Here is a 16,855-nt window from a genome sequence, read left to right as displayed (position 1 = left end):
CCCCTACCCCCAGACCGTCAGGTCAACTGTTTCGTTGGCTGGATCTTCCCTGCGACCGATCACCACCATTGGCTTGCCCTGGTCATAGCCATAGCGGCCGAAGCGCACGGTTCCGGTGGAGCCGAGCACCATTGCGCCGGCGTTCTCGCGCGCCACAGGGATCACGATCACATCGCGCCGCACGCCATAAAGGCTCAGCCAACGGGTGGCAGCCGCTGTAGCGTCAGCCGCATTGACCAGCAGCGTTTCCACTGTGAGTTCCGGCGCCAGCGGGTGGCGCACCAGCACGGCTGGATTGTCCGCCTTTGCCTCACGGTACTCGGTGGCAAGATAGGCCTTGCGCGTATCGCTGAGGAACTGCCCGACCCGCTCGGCGTCTTGCACGTCCCAGATACGGGTATGCCGCACCACCACGCGCCAGGCCGGTAGGTTGCGATCCGTGTCAGGATTGCAGAGCAGCGTCAGATCATCGGAGAGGATGATGCTCTCGTCCACCAACCAGGTCGGCGTTCCAGGGGCGGCCATGCGCCCTGCCTCGAAAGCACCTACGGCATTGGGCACCAGATATCCGCCGATCGACTGCAGCACGGCACTGATCGCCTCCAGTGCCGAGCGTTCGTCGGTGATATAGATACCCACCTCTTGCGGCGCGGCAGCCTGCAACACGGCGAATGAAGCCGTGTTGATATTGTCCGAGCCGGTGAGGCCGAGGCGTGCCAGCATGCGCAGCACCACGGCACCGGCCGAGCGCTGCGCCAGAGACACGCCCTCAGTCACGTCGGCCGTAATGCCGTAGAACGGCGTGAAGCCGATCCGGAAATACCCCAGAGCGAGACATGTCGCATATTGACCGGGGCGCAGCACCGCAGCCTGCAGCGCCGCCACACTGGCATAGTCGCCCTTGTTGGTCAGGGTGACACCGCCTTCATAGACTGCGATCGCTGCCACGGCGCTGTCGTTGACCTGGTAGATCAGATCGAACGGGTTCACGAGGATCGGCTTGACCACCAAAGCCCGGCCGAACACCAGCGGCTTGGGCTGGTCTTTCATGTCGGCGGTGCCGTTGACGAGATTGCCCGCCAGGCCCCCGCTGGTGGTGGCCCCGGTGTATCGGTTGGCTTGCAGCGCTCGCTCCAGCTCGAGCCGGCGATCATAGAGGCGCAGGCGCAGCGTTGTCAGTGCCGCTGAGCCATCGAGCCCTTCCACCGTGCCGCGCAGGATTGTCTCGGCGGTACTGTAGTCGGCACGCGGGCCGCTGATGCGCTTGACCACAACAGGCCTGCCATCAAAGCCATAGTTGAGCCACGCGTCGAGCCGGCCTTCCGCATTGCTCAGCTCGATCGAGCCGTGATCGGCCCGCGCCATGCCCATCGTTCGACCCTCTTCAAAGAGGGAGCGGGCGAAGTGACCGGGATCGGTGACGTGGTTCGGATAGACCGTGTTGGCCGGGGTGTCGGTTGGTGCCGTCACATAGCCGCAGGAAGAGACGCGCAGCGTGCGCACCCCTGCCCCATCATAGGCCCCGATCTCAAGCAGGAACTCGGATGCCTGGCTCATGATGCTTTTCGCTGCAGCCGGGCTAGATTGCTGTCCCGGTTGCCCTTGGCAGCCGTGCTGCTCACCGTGCCGACGGCTTCCACCGTGGCCTGGGCCCCGGCTGCGACGGTGCCGCGCAACTGTGCAACCTCACCGCGCAAGGCCCGCAACTCAGAAAGCATGGCGCCGTTGTCATTGCTGGGCGCAACACCCCGGTTCATTGCTTCCAACTGAGGGCGGAACATGCGTGTGGCCGGGGCATTGGCGACATATTCCTGACCATGCACATAGCCGGCGATCTGCCCTTCCACGCCGCCGGTGAAGCCACCTTGGACATAGCCAGGCATTGTCACTTCGCCGTTCTGCCGAGCGCGATCGGCAAACTGGCGGTAGATGTCCGAGGTAAGCCCACCCTGTTGCTGGATGATCTTACCCCACCAGGCGGCGCCGGCATTGTCCGCCTCCCGACCCAGAACGTTGCTATAGAGCCGATCGACCAGCGTGTCGGTGCGGTTCTGCTCGGCACCCGCCAGCTGCTTGTTCGCCAGTTCGAGTGCCGCGACAGCGGCCGCGACCGACATCACCGAGTTGTTAATGTCGATGAGGTGGCCCACCTGGCTGTTGAGCAAGCCGAGTTGCCGTTCCGACGCCGATACCTGAGCCCCAGCCCGCGCCAGGGCCTGATCGAGAGTGGCGTCAACCTGCTCCCAGATCCGCATATAGCTTTCGGAGGTGCCGTAATAGGCGCGCGCCTCTTCCAGATACTGGCGCGACACGTTCTCGAGCTCGCCGATGGCTTCCTGGTCACCGGCCAATGCCTTCTGGCGTGTAGCCTCAAAGTCGCGCTCGGCGGCGCCAAGGCGATCGATGGGCGAGAGCGGCGATATGGCCGTATCGAACCGAAGGCTCTGCTTGAAGGCTTCGAGCGAGCGGATGAACTGCTTGTTGCGCTCGATCACCTGGCTGAGGGCCGACGCTTCCGCATCATATGCAGCCCGCAGGTCGTCGCGCGCGCGGTCAACTGCGGCCTGAGCATCCGCCACAGCCTTATCCAAGCCAGCCGTCCCGAGGGACCCCATCAGCCCTGGGGCAATGTCGGGGAAGATCGCCGCCAGTCGCGCGAGCTCGGCCTCGCTCAGATTGGCTTCGTCGGCGATCTTCTGCAGCGTCAGGTTCAGTTCGGTCAGCGCCAGGCTGCCATCGGCGCCGAGCTTTTCCGCATCCTGCAGGCGGGCATTATAGAGCTCCTGGGCGGCAGCCACGTCGTTCAGGTAGCTGTTGCCCTGCAGCGCATTGACCGAGGCCTGCAGATCCTTCTCGTATTGCCGGGCGAGCGTCGCCGGCAGGTTTGCCAGTGCCGCCTCAATCTCCCGGACGAGGTTCTTGTCCTTGGCCTTTTTAGCGAGGGCGATATATTCCTCCGCTTGCCGGTTGGCATCCCCCAAGGCCTTGGCATACTGGCTCACCACTTCGCCGTTCATGCTATCCATGAACTGCTCGATTGATGGTCGCACCTGGTCGAGCTTTTCCTTGGCTTCCTTGGTGGCCTTGCTGGCCCCCATCATGCCGCCGATAAAGCCCATGACCCCGCCGACCAGCCCACCAATGGGCCCGCCCACGGCAAAGCCGGACATGGCGCCGCCGAGCGCACCCATCATCGGGCTCTGCGTCTGCATCCCCATGCCAAAGCCGCCGAGACCGGCGCCCGCAGCTCCTGACAAGCCCTGCAATCCCTTGAGCCCGGCAAACAGGCCCTTGCCTGCGCCTTCCTCGGTACCCGCCTTAGAGCCCTGAAAGATCGCCTCGAAGATATTGGTCGAGCCGCCCGCATTGTCATTGGCAGCCGAGGGGCTGCCGAAGCCCTCGAAGAACTTGCCCAGGTTCTGCTCGCCGAGCTGAGCGAATGCACCCACGGCCTTGTCAAAGAAGGCGTCGATATCGTCCATAGGGCCATCAAACAGCGAGCCCAGCACCTTGCCAAGGGTATCGGTCAGCGCGTCGCCGGTCTGTTTCGCCCTATCTTCCAGTCGGCGCAAGCCTTGGTCTGCGGCCGTATTGAGGTTGGCGATCTCGGCCTCGACGCCTTGGATCTGGAAGCTGTCCAGCTTGTCCCGGTACTTGTCGAGAAAGCTCATCAGCTCTTCCGCCTCGCGCCGCGCATATTCCGCCGGGAACAGCTTTTCTGCCAGCTTGTCGGCGGTGCCGGTGAAGCTCTCAAAATCCTTCTCGGCCGCCTTAAGCGCCTTGGCAGCCCCGCCCGACTTCGCCGCGACCTGCTCAAAACTGCGCCCGGAGGCGGCTAGCTCCTGGTTCATCGCCGCAGTCGCGCGCGTCATCTCGACTTCCGAAGCGCCGGATGCCTCCAGCTGCTTGCGCAATTCGGCATACCGATCGGTGATGCGCGCAGCTGCAGCTTCACGATCACCCATGTTGCCGATCTGGGCTTGCCGTTCGGCCTCCGCGAGTGCGCCGGTCGCGTCGGTTAGGCCGGTGACCTGATCCTGCGCGCGCTTGTAAAGGTCGTTTGCCGCCTGCTGGCGTCGCGCAAACTCGTCCAGGCTGATGCCGCGCGCATCAAGCAGTGCCTGATTTTCCCGGATGGCGGCACTGTAGTCGCCTTCAGCCTGCTTGAGCTGGCCGAACTGCGCCTGGGCAGCCGCAACCTCGGGGATGAGGCTGCCCAGGCGGAACATGGCATTGGCGTAGGCATTGGCCGCGCCCGTCGCCGTGCCGTACTGGCCGGCGGCCACTGCAGCGGCCCCGCCCGAATTGGCAATCGCCCAGGCTGCGGCTATGGCGGCGCGCTCTACCAGGGATAGGCCGAGGCTTGTATCGTTGGCAATCTGTTCAAACGACAGCATCCCTGAAAGGTCAGTAAACTCAGCATTCAGAGTGCCCAAGGCGGCTTCGGTGCTGCCCATGACCCCCTGCACTGTGGTCAACCCACGCGCTAGCTGGAAAACCTCATCCGCCATCTCTTTAATTGCCGGATCATCCGTGGAGTTGTAGAGCACGCGAGCCGCCGTCGCCGCGTTCTCCAGCTCCTGGGCGGTCGAGTTCACCGAGAGGTTCAGATCACGCAGCAATTCTACCTGTTGTACCAGGTCACCCCCGAATATAGGCGCCGATGGGGCCGCCCTATCGGTAGCCCGCATCACTTCCACCATTGCAGCGAAGCGGTCGTGAAGTTCCGACGCCGAGCGGCCGAGACGCTGCAACTCGTCATCCTGCTTCCTTAGACTTGCCTCGAGGTCCGAGGCAACAACCCCCTCCGGAAGCTTTGCCGCAGCGTCGGCAGCTTGCTGAGCTGCGTCCCTCACCTCCTGGTAGCCGGTCAGGACCTCGTCCAGCCACTTGTCGTGGCGTTCGAGCGCAGTGCTGGCATCCTCGGCGCCCTTCTGGGCTGACATGAACCACTGGATGGCCGCAGCGCCCAATGCGATGAAGCCGATGGTGAGCAGTGACACCGGGTTGATGATCGACATGAACGCCGTTGCAAGCCCGCGAATAGGGTTCTGCATCGTGTTAAGCACCGCGCTCAGCTGAGTGCCCTGCTGCAGCGCAATCATGATGGGGCTCATGCCCATAGCTGCGGTGACGCCTATATCCTGGAACTGGGCAGCAATGTTCGCCGTGCTGCCCAAAGCGTTGTTGTTCGCACCGGCGGCGCGGCTCATGGCCCCCGCCTGGGTGTTGAGAGCTGCTGTTGTCTGCTCAAGGCGGGCCTTGAGCATGGTCTGCCCGCGTGCCAGTTCGTCGGCACTGAGATCGCCGCGCTGCGCCATGGCTGTGAACTCGGCCAACTCAGCGTTAAATTTGTCTTGGGCCGCTGCGATGGGGTCAATCTGCGCCTTAGCCGCAGCGACACGCGCGCTGTAGGCCTCCGCTTCGCGGGCCGCCGCCTCAAACACAGAGGCGCTCTCCCGCGCCGACTTGACCATGTTGTCATTGGCAATGGTCAGCCCTTGAGCCGCAGCTCGCGCGCGCTCCTCCGCTTCCACAAGATCTCGGTATTTTACCTCCACCAGTCCAATCGCCTGGGCATGACGTTCAGCGTCTATGGCACCTTGCTCAAAAGCCCGATTGACCACGGCCATATCTTTTGCCTGCTGCGCTGCGAGCCAGGCGAAACGGTCCAGCCGCTGGTTCAACTTGTCGAATGACCCCGCTGCGGATAGTTGCCGGCGCGCACTGGTTTCAGTGGTGCGCGCCATTTCCTCGCCTGACTGCGCCACTTTCTTCTGCGCAGCACCGACCTTGTTCAGGTCCGCCTCGATACGATCCAGACCCTGAGATTGCCCGCGAACCGTTAGCGTCTTGATGGTGTTCAGCGAGGGCATCTCTTGCTCCAAGTAGTGCGACCGCATAGCTTTCGGTCGAGAAACGATGAGGCACAAACATGCGACTGGTTGTTTTCGGGATAGTCTTGCTTGCTTCGTGCCTCCCCGCCCTCTCCCAACAGGTAGTGGACGAAAGCGCGAAGTACGTCGAACCGGCTGATTTGGAGATGCTGTTCAGCACCGCTCGGGATGACTTGGCAGACGGCTACTCCGCCAAGTTCTCATGGCTGTCTAAGAAACGCGGCTACATCTGCGGTTTTGTGAACGCCAAGAACGGGTTCGGCGCATATTCCGGCAACACTGCTTTCCGCTATGAGGTCAGCAGTCGGACGCTCGAGGTATTGCCACCGGCGAACGACGCGCTGTTCGGACTGAAGGAACTCTCACTTCGCAACTCAGGATGTCCGACTTCTATTTAGAAGGCCCTTGGTGCTTCCCGATCCATTCCAAGTACACGGCATCCATGGCTCTAATGTTCGCCCGGAACGCCTCGAAGTAGTCTATCAGCACAATGCCGAACCGTGTGGCATAGCGGTCAATTGCCGAAAACGGGATTGGGCCGACCGCCATGCCGATCGGCCGTTCGGTGTGCAACTCCCACCAGGCTGACCAAACGAACTGCAGATGATCCGGCAGCTCCGGGCGATCGTGGAGCGCCTTGGGCTCGACGCCGTCCTCTTGGGCCAGATCTTCCAGCCACTCGATCTTGTCGCCCCAGTGGAGCTGCCACTGGAGCGATGCTGTTAGTTTCCCGCGTTGGCCTCGGCCGTGCCGGTGGTTTCTTCGCTAGCCACATTGCCTGCCCAGGCCACAGCATCGCGCAAGGCGCCGTATTCGGGGTTGAGCAGCAATTGCTTGGCGAGCACTGGATCGTATTTCAGCGGCTTGCCATCCTCACCCTCAAGCCCATCCCAGTCCAGCAGCACTGTGTCGGCCAGCGTGCGGGCGGAAATGTCGCTCTTGGTCTGCTGATCGCTGATGATACCGCCGCGTTTGAGGTGGCGAGGCGTGGCGTCAACCAGCTGGCCGTAGACACGCCGGTAGTCGGGATTGCCCACCGGGCGGACCTTCAGCCGCAGCTCGCCCATATCAGGGATGTTGTCGATCCAGACGCCCTGCTCTGCCTTGGCGAGGTCGGTCTTGATGGCGGAAAGCTTCATGCTGGCTGGTCCTTGGCTTCGGCCGGCGCCTGGCTGGCGGGCTCTGGTTTGGTGGATGGTTTTGCCGGAACTTCCCGTGCCAGGCTCTTGCCGACGATCATGTCGGCATATGCGTCGGCGATCTCGGGCTCCTCGCCTTGGGCGAAGTGCCGTTTCTTGCCGTTGGGATAGCCGGTGAAACCAGCGAGGATGGCCACGGTCTTCATGGTCACGCCACCTCGCGGGTGATCTTCAGGGTGCAGTCCTCGGCACCCAGCAAGCCCCGGAACGGCACCGAGACCATGATGTCATCGTCATTGCCGCCTGCGGTGACGTTGCCATCGCCCAGGCGCAGCTTGTCGATGTCGAACTGGTATTTGTCGCCGCCGGCATTGCCGACCTGCAGCGTCAGATCGGCCAGCCCGTGATCGAGGCAAGCTTGGTATAGCGTCTTGTTTTCGAAGTAGCACTCCATGGTTCCGCTCACATCGAACCGGCCTAGGCCGAACTCCTCGGAGAACTTGGAGCCGACCACTGGCCGGGTGCGCAGGTTGTTGGAGATATCGAGTGTGAGGCTGCGCACCTTCGGTGCCGGAGTGATGCTGCCAATCGCGAGCCCGGCGACATTAGCCGAAGCGGTCGACACTGGCGTTTCGCTGGGGTCCGCATAGGTGGCGCCGGTGACGATGGCTTCCGCCAGAGCCTCCATGCGTCCCATGATACCGAACGAGCCGGTGACCGCCGCACGGGCCCCGATCGACAGGGACATCGTGTTGATCATGCAGCCGGAGAAGCGGCGGAACGCATCGGCTGCGCCAAGCTCATAGGTTTCTTCGATGGTGAGCGATTGCGGTGTGATGCCGTTCTTGAGCACGTCGCCAACCCAGCTGCTGCACATCAGCGCTGCAAGGATCTGGTCAAAGGTCCCATAGGTGAACTCGAAGTCGTAGGACCCGGTCACGTCCTGCCCGAGCTCGAACTCGTCGCGCACATTGCGATCCGACTGGCGTTCATTGCTGGTGCCCGTCGATTTGGTGGTGCGCAAGCCGCCGCTGGTGGTGCGCAGCGTCTGAAAGCTTGGCGTGGCGGGGGCAACGCCAAAGGCAGTCTCAGCAACGGCGGCAACCCGCACGCCGCTTCCGGAAGCGAAAGCCATATCAGTTCTCCAGTGTGTGGGGTTGGCTGCTGTCAGCCGAGGAAGTCGAAGCGGTACGGCACCGCCACGGCATAGGTGAAATACTGGCCGTTCTCGTTGGCATCGTCCGAACTGGCCGAGCTGGGCACGAAAGTTTCGACGCCGCTGAAATGCTTGTTCAGGAACATGGCCTCAAGCTCCGCAGCCCAGGCTCGGCCTTGGGCGCCGCCGGTGCCGCGCTCCATGTTGAGCAGCAGACGAAATGCGCCCTCTTCTCGGTGCGTGTTCGCGCCTGGCACTCCAAAGCTGATGCGTGCCGCGTCCGCAAACGGGAACTGCAGCTGCAGGAAAGGCGAACCATCCTCCGGCGTGCTGCCCTGGCTGTTCTCGTCAAACACAGTGCAGCGGGTCCAAAGCGCGTCGAGCCGTGCCTGCACGGCCACAACAACCGCTAGTCGAGCCATGTCAGCGCCCCAGTCGGATAATGATTGCGGGCTGCCGCAGGCGTGTTCCAGCCTGCGATCGCGATCGTGCGCGCTTCCCGCCCGCCCAAACCGCAACGGCACCGGTCGCCATCTCCCGATAACCGAAGCTGACCCGCGCAATGTTCCCGAAGCGGCGATTGGCAACAATGGCGACGGCTTGATAAACGCCGTCGGGCGCCTGCGCGGACAGGCCCTTCTCGATCTTTCGCGCATATGGCTGCGCGTTCAGAAAAACGTATTCATCGGCTTCCGGCACAACGCCGGCAGGGTCAACTTCGACACCGCCGGCAAAGAACACATGGCTGCGGGAGTAAAGCCCCGACCGTACCGGCGAATTGCTCACCAGCTGCGCGCCGATCCAAGCAAAGACCTCAAGCAGTAGATCGAACTCGGCGACAATAACGCCGTCGCCGCGCACGCTGCTGATCGGCGCACCCCGTCGGCCATCAACGGTGACCTCATAGTCCGGCACTTGCCCGATGACCTTGGCGTTGTCGATCCGCACCTGGTCGATCTGTTCCTGAGCAAACTCCGCCAACCGCGCCCCGCGCGCCTCAACCGAAAGCTCCTCAGAAATGATCAGCGCGATATCCAGGCCGATCGGCTCAATGCGGCTTGCAACACCCATCAGCCACGCACCTGCAAATTGAGCCGCACCAGTTGGTCACCGATCATCACAGCGTCCACCATCTGGATGTTGCGGCGGCGACCAGCGATCTCGATCTTGTTGTTCGTCGCCGGCATGGCCGCTTCGAATGCTGTCCCCTTGAGCGAAGTCGGTGAAATCACAACCGTGCTGTCGCCCTGCTGCACGCCGTTGGCCAGTTCATCGGGCTTATAGCCTCTGATAAATGCTTTCACGGCTGCGCTGACCGGATCACCGTTTGGCACCAAACGCGTGAGCGTGACGCTCTGGCCATGCTTTTGGATTTGGCGATCCAGCATGGCGATTGCTTGAGCTGGCGTCATCAGTAGCGCCTCAACCCGCCCAGCAGGCGGTCAATCGCGCCGCGTATCAGCTCGGTTGCCGCCGCAGAAACGGTATATGTCGTTGTTCCAACGCCTTCGACTTGCTCTGATCGCAGGAACAGATTCTCAGTGCCAATCGTCATGGCATGCAGAACAGTGAGCTGCAGCGCCTGCTTTACCCTCGCTGGCACCGGTCCAGTGCCACCGTTCTCGACAGGGACGTCATCATATCCGGCGCGGTACCTAACCTTGTGCACAGGACGGTGTACCCAGGCGGCGCCATGAGAGATGAGAAGAAAATCCCCCTCTTTACGGTAGGTGCCAGGCATTGCAGGTTCGGGTGTGCCGTCGGTATCCTCTGTCGTGATGCCCAGGACCTCGATAACGGGACCGCACGGCAACATGATCTCGCGCTCAATAAACCATCCCCCGTATTCCAGGGTTTGCGGCCCCAGGGACTGCCCGAGCCACCCATCCGGGCCGTCTATTTCCTCCTGCGCGGCAGCGATCAAAAGGGCGATCTTCTGGTCGGTTGCAGCGTGCGCGCCAACTATGTCGGCGGGCGTCAAGATCGCCTCAGGTGGCACAATTACGCGAATGCTCATCCGCTGCCCTTCCGATCCGTGTAGGAGGCGTTAGAAGCGGCGAGCAGAGCCCGCCGCCTGTTACTTATTTGCTGCCCTTGTTCTTGGACTTAGCGTCCTCAACCTCTTGAGCAATTTTTGCCAGCTCAGCATCCGCTGCGGCGCGTGCAGCACTAACGCCCCCCTGGATTTCCGCAATCTCAGCATCGGCTTTGCGTCGGGCTTCAGTCACCTCGTTGGTGATGCCGGAAAGCTCCGTGTCAGCACGGGTGCGGGCATCGCTCAGTGCGCCAGTGTGCTCGGTATTGAAGCGTTCAAGCTCAGCCAAAGCAGCCGCCCGACGTTCGCTGGTGCGGCGATCCAGCTCTGCAAGCTCCTGGTCGGCAATCTGGCGGGCCTCTGCCAGAAGAGCTTGCTCGGCGTCGACTGGTGCATTGACCTCCGCCAGGCGCTGAGTGTCGGGAAGTGAAGCGACAGGCACCAGAGCGTTCAGCGCATCACTGCGCTCAACACAGCCTGCGGCAACTAGTTGGTCGAGCTGGAGGGCGTCAAGATTGACAATCTGCCCTTTTCGGATGGGCTGTGTGCCAAGATTGAAGTCAGACTTGGCAGTGCGTTCGACAAGGTTGGACACGGTGGTCTCCATCAGGTGAGAGGAAGGCGAGGCTGGCGGTCAACACGCCGTTACGGATTGAAGCGGTTGTCCCCCATCAGCAGCATGGCCGAACCCAGAACGGCGGCGCCATTGTCGGTGGACAGGGCCACTGCGATGAAGCCGTAGTCTTTGTCGAGGCGCTCCACGGTGGCTTCGGCGGTCAAGTCCAACGGTCCACCACCACTGCCGGCAACCTTCTCTACGGGGGCGCCAAGGTCTTTTGCGTCGGTGCCGGTTGCATCCTTGGCCTGCCGAAACTGAACAGTGACCTTCTTGGTGGCAGCGACAGCGGCTGTGGTCACCACGGCCATGACGCGACCGGCGCCCGATACGTCGATGAAGCCGCTGGTGCGCGGCGTATTGATATCCTGCGGGATCACGGCAGCGCGTGTGCGCAGGCTTTCGGAGAGCTTACGGCCCATGAGAGCACCTTTGATTGTGAGGAGGGTTACCGGCCGCGTGCGGCCGGCAGGGAAGCGGCTGCTTAGATTGCAGGCACGTCGAGGGCGACAAACGGCGACACCAGGTAGCCGTTCTCAAGGGCGAAGGGCGCGGTCAGCCAGGGTGATCCGTCCACGTTCCAGAAGATCTTGATGACTGTTTTGTTCTGGCGGAACAGCACGTGCTCCGATGCTGCAACAAAGGGACCTGAACCGTCTTTAATCAGGTACTGCGACAGGTCGCCGTACCAGAGGTCGCCCAGCGAGCCGAGCTGAGGATTACGGTCGGAAGTGATCGCGGGCCGGCCCATCAGCGTTGCGGGCTCGCCTTCGCGCATGGAAGGCACCCATAGGGGCCGGCCGTCAGCGTCCTTGAGCTTCAGCAACCACACCAAGGCCGAGCGCGAATACACGAAAGTGCCGTTGCCGTACCCGCGCCCGACCATCTCCGCCACATCATCATACTGGATCTGGTTGGCAACCTTGCGGTTTACCTTGAGTGTCGCGGATGCCTTCAAGACGCCCAGGGGTTTCTTGATGCCGTTGCCCAGGAGGAAAGCATAGTCCTCGGCCTGGGCACTCGCACCGCGCAGCTGCGTTTCGAGCAGCGGGCCAGCGGCCTGCCAGTTGCGCAGCAACTTGTCGGTGACAGTAATGGTACCGGCCACCTCGTGCGGGGTGAGCGTGATCTCACGCAGCTTGAGGTCCGTTTCGGGCTTGGTGTCACCTTCGCCGATCCACTGCACCTCAACGCCACCGAACATATTGGACGGGGCTGCCCCGCTCTGATCCAGAGCAGGCATAGTCACCGGGGCGTCGGGAGGATTACCCGCTTCGATGACAGTGGCGCGGGGGCGAATGATCGCCTGCTGCGGTGTCAATGCCAGGAGGGTCTGGCGCAGCTGCGGGGGGATCATGAAGCCGCCCGATGCCCCTTCGTCGGTCCGCAGTTCGGAGCGCAGGTCGCCCTCCTCTCCTGCAGCGTTCTCGACGTAGTTCAGCCGCTGATCGTTGGGATTGAAGCGCACCGCATGCATGAACTCGCCCATGCTTTCAAATTCACGGCGGGCTGGGTCGCCGGCGGGACGCTGGATTTGCGCATTACGCGAGGCTGCCGGCGCCACAGCGTCAAGTGCAGCATTGCTCGCAGCCATATCTTCCGCCCGGGCAATCCGATTGTCCAAGGCGGTCTTTTGCGCCTTGAGCGCGTCATACGCTGCGACCTCCTCGGCCGTGAGATCGCGGTTTTCGCTTTCCGAGGCATCCAGCATGGCCGTCATCTGCTTGACGACATCGAGGCGGCTTGCGCGCAGAGCGGCGAGCGGAATCTCTGCCCAGAAGCCGTGTTGATTATGCACGTCTACCAGGCTGGCAACATGGTGGCCGGCATCGGGAGCCATCATGATTGTAAAAGCCGCCAGTGCGGCCAAGGCGCAGAAGAACAAGCCGCCAAACAAAATGGCGGAACGTTTGGTCAGCAGCATGTCGCTGTCTCCGTGAAGCCGGTCAAAGAAAAACCCCGCTCGCGCCGGCGCACGAACGGGGTCACATCGCGAGAAAGCGAAGATCAGAGGTCGAGGGCGCGTCGCTCCCGTTGCGGAGCAAAGCTGCGGCGGCCACTGGGCGCGGGCACCGACCTTGAGACGCCCAGCCTCGTTAGTGTCTCGTCCATGGTTCCGATGCGGTCAGCCATGCGCTGCGCAACAGCATCGCGGGCCATCACCATTCGGCCCTGCCCGAAGCCATCGCGTACGGCCTGGCTGGTCACCCCACGCCCCGAAGCGACGCGGTCAACGAACATGCCGTAGTAGGCTTCCACCTGGCTGAGCACGTGCGCCTTGGCCTCATCTGCCAGCGGGGCGAAGGGCTGCATTTCACCCTTGTACCTGCCCGCACCGATCAGGGTCTTTTTGACGCCGAGCTTTTCGAGCGCCACGCTGACATCATCGTGGACTGTGTAGACGCCGATCGAGCCGACTTCCCCTGACGGCGTAACGACGATCTCTTCGGCCGAGCAGGCGACCCAGTACGCCGCGCTTGCAGCACGGGGGCTGACCTGGGCAATCACGGGTTTGGTACCCTTGGCCGACGCAATCAATTGCGCCACTTCGTCAGTGCCGAGAACGGCGCCGCCTGGAGAGTCGATATCGAGCACAATTGCCTTGATGCCATCGTCGGCCAGAGCGGCCCGTATAGCTTGCTCGAGGCCCTCGGCACTGGTACCGCCGCCACCCGACACATTGCCCATCATGTTCATGCGGCTCGAGATCACACCGCGAACAGGGATGATGGCGACTGCACCTTCCTGGCGAGCAATAGCGCGGGCAGTCTGGGGTGCGATCTTCGCCTCAATGTCTTCGGCGCTGAACTTCACGCCATCTGCCTGCATCGCGAGAAAGCTGGTGATGGCCGCCAACTTCTCTGGCTCGATGGCCCAAAGCTCGGAAGCGAAAGCCATCAGGATGTGCGCGTATTTCATGCTGCGTCCTCTTCTGGTTCGTCTTCACTTGCAGGCTTTTGGTCCTGGGCGGATTCTCCGGGCCCCGCTGGCTGGGGCCCGGGCACGTAGTTCGGATCCGTTGCACGCTCGAGCGTGACGAAATTAGCGGGCACAAAGTGATGGTCGCCGGCGTCACCGATGCCGTCCTCATCCTCAAAGGCGAGGATCTTGTTGGGGGACATGCTGCCCACACCAAACATGCGGTTGTAGAACTCGGCCCGGGTTTTCATATCGCCGCGCAGGAGGGCGTTCATGTTGAACTTCACGTAGTAGCCACGGGTCCGCTCTTCTTCGGTGAAGAGCTTCCAGTTGAGCTCCTGCTCCCAGGCATCTGCCCAGGGGTCGATCGTCTGACGGACAAAGCCGATCATCAGCTGCTCAACGCCGGTACCATATGAGGTTTGCTTCTCCTGGCTCTGCACCAGGATCAACGGAACATCATAGATCCGAGCAATTTCGGCGATATTGAACTCGCGGCTGCCCAGGAACTGGGCATCTTCCGGCGGGATCGTGGTCTGGATGAACTTCATCCCCTCCTCGAGCACCTTCACGCGATGTGCGTTGTCCAGACCGCTTTGCTTCTCGAGCGCTGCGGCGGGGCTTTCCGGCGATGCCTTGGTCTCACCGTCTCGGCCGCGTACATTCTCGCGTGCCTTGGGGCTTAGCCTGCCCGGGTGCATGAGAAACCCGCCGCTTTTGGCGTCATTGGCGAAGAACTTGGCGCCGAACTCCTCCATGGCCAAGCCCATTCCCAATGCCTGACGGGCCATGGAGATTTGCGAGATGCCCACAAAGCCGTCTTGGCTCTGATCCATGATATGGATCACGTTATCATGGTCGATCTCGACATTGCGGCCGCCGATCGACGAGCGGTAGAAGTGCCGGCCATTCTCCCTAACTGGCCGCGTGACATTTGGCTGGAGCGGATAGAGACCAACGGCCTGGCCGCGGCCATTTCGCTCAATTTCCAAATAGCCATTGCCCCAAAGCAGGGCATGGGCCTGGGTGGTTTTCCGCACCGTTCGCGAGCTCATCAGCTCGTTTGGTCGAACACCAATGCGGCCCGCAAAGGGGTGATCTTCAGCAGTAAGCACCCGGCGCGTGCCATCGGGCATGGCCTGGTACATACGCAGCGGAAAGCGCGAGATCGGATTAGCGATGCGGTTGACGCAGGCATAAACCACGGGAAGGGTCAGAGCGGTGTGCTCCGACACCGACACGCCCGCCTTGGTCTTGCGGCCGATTTCCCTGATGAGCCAACCACTCGGGCTGCTCATCGAGTCCCCTGGGGCGAAATCGCGGGCTTCGACGCCCGGCTCCTCCATATCTGGCTCAACCCGAGCAATTGTTTCCCGGCGGCTGAAGCCGAGGAGATCGCCAATGAAGCTCATATCTCCTCCAGTTCAACCTCGAGCAGGCCACGGTCTTCGTAGACCGATGGACCCTGCGCTTCAGGATTGGTGCTCATCACCGAAACCGCGTCAAACATCGACATCGCCAGATCGATCTTGGCGTCGCCAGCATTCTGCTTTGTGGCGCGAATGGCAGTCGCCGTGGGCTCAATTTTCAGGTTGGCAACGCACCAGGTCATCAGGCCATTGCCGCTGTGCAGCAGGGTCTTTCGAGCCAGCTTGCGTTCGGCTGTCTTGATGGCATTCATCAGGGAATAGCCCTGAGCAACGCCGATCAGCTTGCCATTGTCTTGCGTGATGTCGTGCTCGGCAAGTTCATCGACCAGCTCGCCCAGCCCTGCAGGATCAACTGCAACGGCGTGCAACAGGCCCTGCTCATCTATGTCGACGATTATGTCGACGATCTCAGAAATGTCGTTTAGCTCATCATCAACGATGGTCAGCTCGCCCGCCGCTTCGAACCCTTCCAGATCCTGCGCGATACTTTGGCGCCGCTCGAGAACCCCTCGATGGCACCAGCCATGCGACCATTGCAGCCAGTTGCGTCGAGAGCCGCGGACGCGACCCAGTACGGTCAACCCGAACAAGTCATCGAGGCCACCGCCGTCAATGCCGACCACCACGACCTCACAGCGCTCGAGCATGGAGTTGAGCGCATCCCTGCCCTTCAACTTCATCATCAACGCGTCTTCGCGCCCGAGCCAGAACTCGGCGCCTGGCCAACGATCGGTGCGCAATCCAATGCCGATTTCAACATTGAAGTGCTGGGAGGCCAAAAGCGTTACCGCCCCGATCCCCTTCTGCTCAGCGCTCAGCAGCTGATCCGCAAGGAAGTTCTCGCGAACCGAAAGCCCGTAGTTTGGATTGACCAGGTGCCAGGTCTTGCGGTCCTTCCACCCGTTGTCAACGATCAGCCGGCGAGGCAACTCGTACAGTATCGGCAACAGCGGCAACCGGAGTTGCCCGTCACGCACCATGCGGGCTCGATGTAGCTCCGCCTTCCATACGCCCGAGGGAGGCTTCTTGCTCTGCGTGGTTGTCTGCAGCAAAAAGCCGTCGGGGCGTTTCCCCAAGGCGCCGCGGATCTCGACGAAGATTTCTTCGGCATTCTTCTTCTCGGCGAAAACGTGCGTCTCGTCGATCATTGTGCCGACTTGTTTGCCGCCGGTGATGACGTCGGTATCGGCAGCCTTGATCTGCAGCGTGGCACCTGTAGTTCGGTGCGTGATCATCCTCAAATGGTTCTGAGGATGGAAGATCTTCAACAGCGCCGGATCGAGAGCGATCGTGCCCTTTGCCTGCTTGTAGGCGTACTCCGCAATCTTCATCGTCGGCGCAATGAGGTGAAACTCGGCCTCGGGCCGCTCATTCATGATCAGGGCGACAACCAGGATGGCGCCACCGTAGCTGGTTTTTGCATTACCCTTCGGCACCAGGAGGAAGAACTCCTGGATCATGCGCGTCTGCGTGACGGGATCGAGCGAGCCAAACATCGCAGCGACGAGCGGGAATAGCCATTGCCCGCACGCCTGCGCCATTGTCGGCGTGCCGGCAATGTCAGGAATGCGCAGCCGCTTGAAGATGCGCAGCGCCTTGTCGACCTGCTCCTGGAAGAGCGGAAGTGCCGGCACCAGCGAGGTGCCGGCCATTATCCGGCTTT

Annotated in this window: 17 protein-coding genes; 2 read left to right on the top strand and 15 right to left on the bottom strand. The window is 61.9% G+C overall.

Features of this window, described 5'->3' with window-relative positions; translation table 11 throughout:
- Window positions 1-3: 3 nt before the first annotated feature.
- Both HRU92_RS00970 and HRU92_RS00965 read right to left on the bottom strand, forming a co-directional pair.
- A complete protein-coding gene (locus HRU92_RS00970) occupies window positions 4-1,557 on the bottom strand; it encodes a hypothetical protein (RefSeq protein WP_173087380.1) in 1,554 nt (517 codons plus the stop codon).
- On the bottom strand, window positions 1,554-5,876 hold the full coding sequence (locus HRU92_RS00965; RefSeq protein ID WP_173087378.1) for a phage tail length tape measure family protein: 4,323 nt from the start codon (window positions 5,874-5,876) through the stop codon (window positions 1,554-1,556). The genes HRU92_RS00970 and HRU92_RS00965 overlap by 4 nt, the downstream gene beginning before the upstream one ends.
- Before the next feature lie 59 nt (window positions 5,877-5,935).
- Between HRU92_RS00965 and HRU92_RS00960 the strand changes: the two genes are divergently transcribed.
- A complete protein-coding gene (locus HRU92_RS00960; protein ID WP_173087376.1) occupies window positions 5,936-6,295 on the top strand; it encodes a hypothetical protein in 360 nt (119 codons plus the stop codon).
- Window positions 6,296-6,500: 205 nt separating this feature from the next.
- Complete coding sequence (locus tag HRU92_RS20705) at window positions 6,501-6,623, top strand: hypothetical protein (protein WP_282567729.1); 123 nt, start codon at window positions 6,501-6,503, stop codon at window positions 6,621-6,623.
- Here the strand turns inward: HRU92_RS20705 and HRU92_RS00955 are convergent.
- The 13 genes from HRU92_RS00955 to HRU92_RS00895 form a co-directional block, all read right to left on the bottom strand.
- Window positions 6,620-7,036 carry a hypothetical protein gene (locus tag HRU92_RS00955; RefSeq protein WP_173087374.1) on the bottom strand — a complete coding sequence of 139 codons (417 nt, stop codon included), beginning with the start codon at window positions 7,034-7,036 and terminating at the stop codon, window positions 6,620-6,622. The genes HRU92_RS20705 and HRU92_RS00955 overlap by 4 nt on opposite strands.
- Window positions 7,033-7,242 (bottom strand): hypothetical protein, encoded by a 210-nt coding sequence (locus tag HRU92_RS00950; RefSeq protein ID WP_173087372.1) that lies wholly within the window; start codon window positions 7,240-7,242, stop codon window positions 7,033-7,035. The genes HRU92_RS00955 and HRU92_RS00950 overlap by 4 nt, the downstream gene beginning before the upstream one ends.
- Window positions 7,243-7,244: 2 nt before the next feature.
- Window positions 7,245-8,171 (bottom strand): phage tail tube protein, encoded by a 927-nt coding sequence (locus HRU92_RS00945; RefSeq protein WP_173087370.1) that lies wholly within the window; start codon window positions 8,169-8,171, stop codon window positions 7,245-7,247.
- A gap of 32 nt (window positions 8,172-8,203) precedes the next feature.
- Window positions 8,204-8,614: a phage tail terminator-like protein gene (locus tag HRU92_RS00940; RefSeq protein ID WP_173087368.1), complete on the bottom strand. Its 411-nt coding sequence runs from the start codon at window positions 8,612-8,614 to the stop codon at window positions 8,204-8,206.
- 1 nt (window position 8,615) lies between these two features.
- Entirely contained in the window at window positions 8,616-9,263 is a 648-nt protein-coding gene (locus tag HRU92_RS00935) for a hypothetical protein (RefSeq protein WP_173087366.1), read from the bottom strand.
- A complete protein-coding gene (locus HRU92_RS00930) occupies window positions 9,263-9,604 on the bottom strand; it encodes a hypothetical protein (protein ID WP_173087364.1) in 342 nt (113 codons plus the stop codon). The genes HRU92_RS00935 and HRU92_RS00930 overlap by 1 nt, the downstream gene beginning before the upstream one ends.
- Window positions 9,604-10,209 carry a hypothetical protein gene (locus tag HRU92_RS00925; RefSeq protein ID WP_173087362.1) on the bottom strand — a complete coding sequence of 202 codons (606 nt, stop codon included), beginning with the start codon at window positions 10,207-10,209 and terminating at the stop codon, window positions 9,604-9,606. Before HRU92_RS00925 ends, HRU92_RS00930 begins: the two co-directional genes overlap by 1 nt.
- 64 nt (window positions 10,210-10,273) lie before the next feature.
- A complete protein-coding gene (locus tag HRU92_RS00920) occupies window positions 10,274-10,822 on the bottom strand; it encodes a hypothetical protein (protein ID WP_173087360.1) in 549 nt (182 codons plus the stop codon).
- Window positions 10,823-10,872: 50 nt separating this feature from the next.
- Window positions 10,873-11,265 (bottom strand): hypothetical protein, encoded by a 393-nt coding sequence (locus tag HRU92_RS00915; protein WP_173087359.1) that lies wholly within the window; start codon window positions 11,263-11,265, stop codon window positions 10,873-10,875.
- 62 nt (window positions 11,266-11,327) lie between these two features.
- Window positions 11,328-12,767 (bottom strand): phage major capsid protein, encoded by a 1,440-nt coding sequence (locus HRU92_RS00910; RefSeq protein WP_248306936.1) that lies wholly within the window; start codon window positions 12,765-12,767, stop codon window positions 11,328-11,330.
- A gap of 83 nt (window positions 12,768-12,850) precedes the next feature.
- Window positions 12,851-13,762, bottom strand: coding sequence for a signal peptide peptidase SppA (sppA, locus tag HRU92_RS00905; protein WP_173087357.1), 912 nt, complete (start codon window positions 13,760-13,762; stop codon window positions 12,851-12,853).
- Window positions 13,759-15,174, bottom strand: a complete 1,416-nt coding sequence (locus HRU92_RS00900; protein WP_248306935.1) for a phage portal protein — start codon at window positions 15,172-15,174, stop codon at window positions 13,759-13,761. Before HRU92_RS00900 ends, sppA begins: the two co-directional genes overlap by 4 nt.
- Complete coding sequence (locus HRU92_RS00895; RefSeq protein WP_173087355.1) at window positions 15,171-16,844, bottom strand: terminase TerL endonuclease subunit; 1,674 nt, start codon at window positions 16,842-16,844, stop codon at window positions 15,171-15,173. The genes HRU92_RS00900 and HRU92_RS00895 overlap by 4 nt, the downstream gene beginning before the upstream one ends.
- Window positions 16,845-16,855 lie beyond the last annotated feature (11 nt).

Origin of the sequence: Devosia sp. 1635 (assembly GCF_013185955.1) — a bacterium.
Classification (GTDB): domain Bacteria; phylum Pseudomonadota; class Alphaproteobacteria; order Rhizobiales; family Devosiaceae; genus Devosia.
The sequence above is the reverse complement of the archived record's forward strand: the minus strand, read 5'-3'. Positions and strand labels throughout refer to the sequence as shown.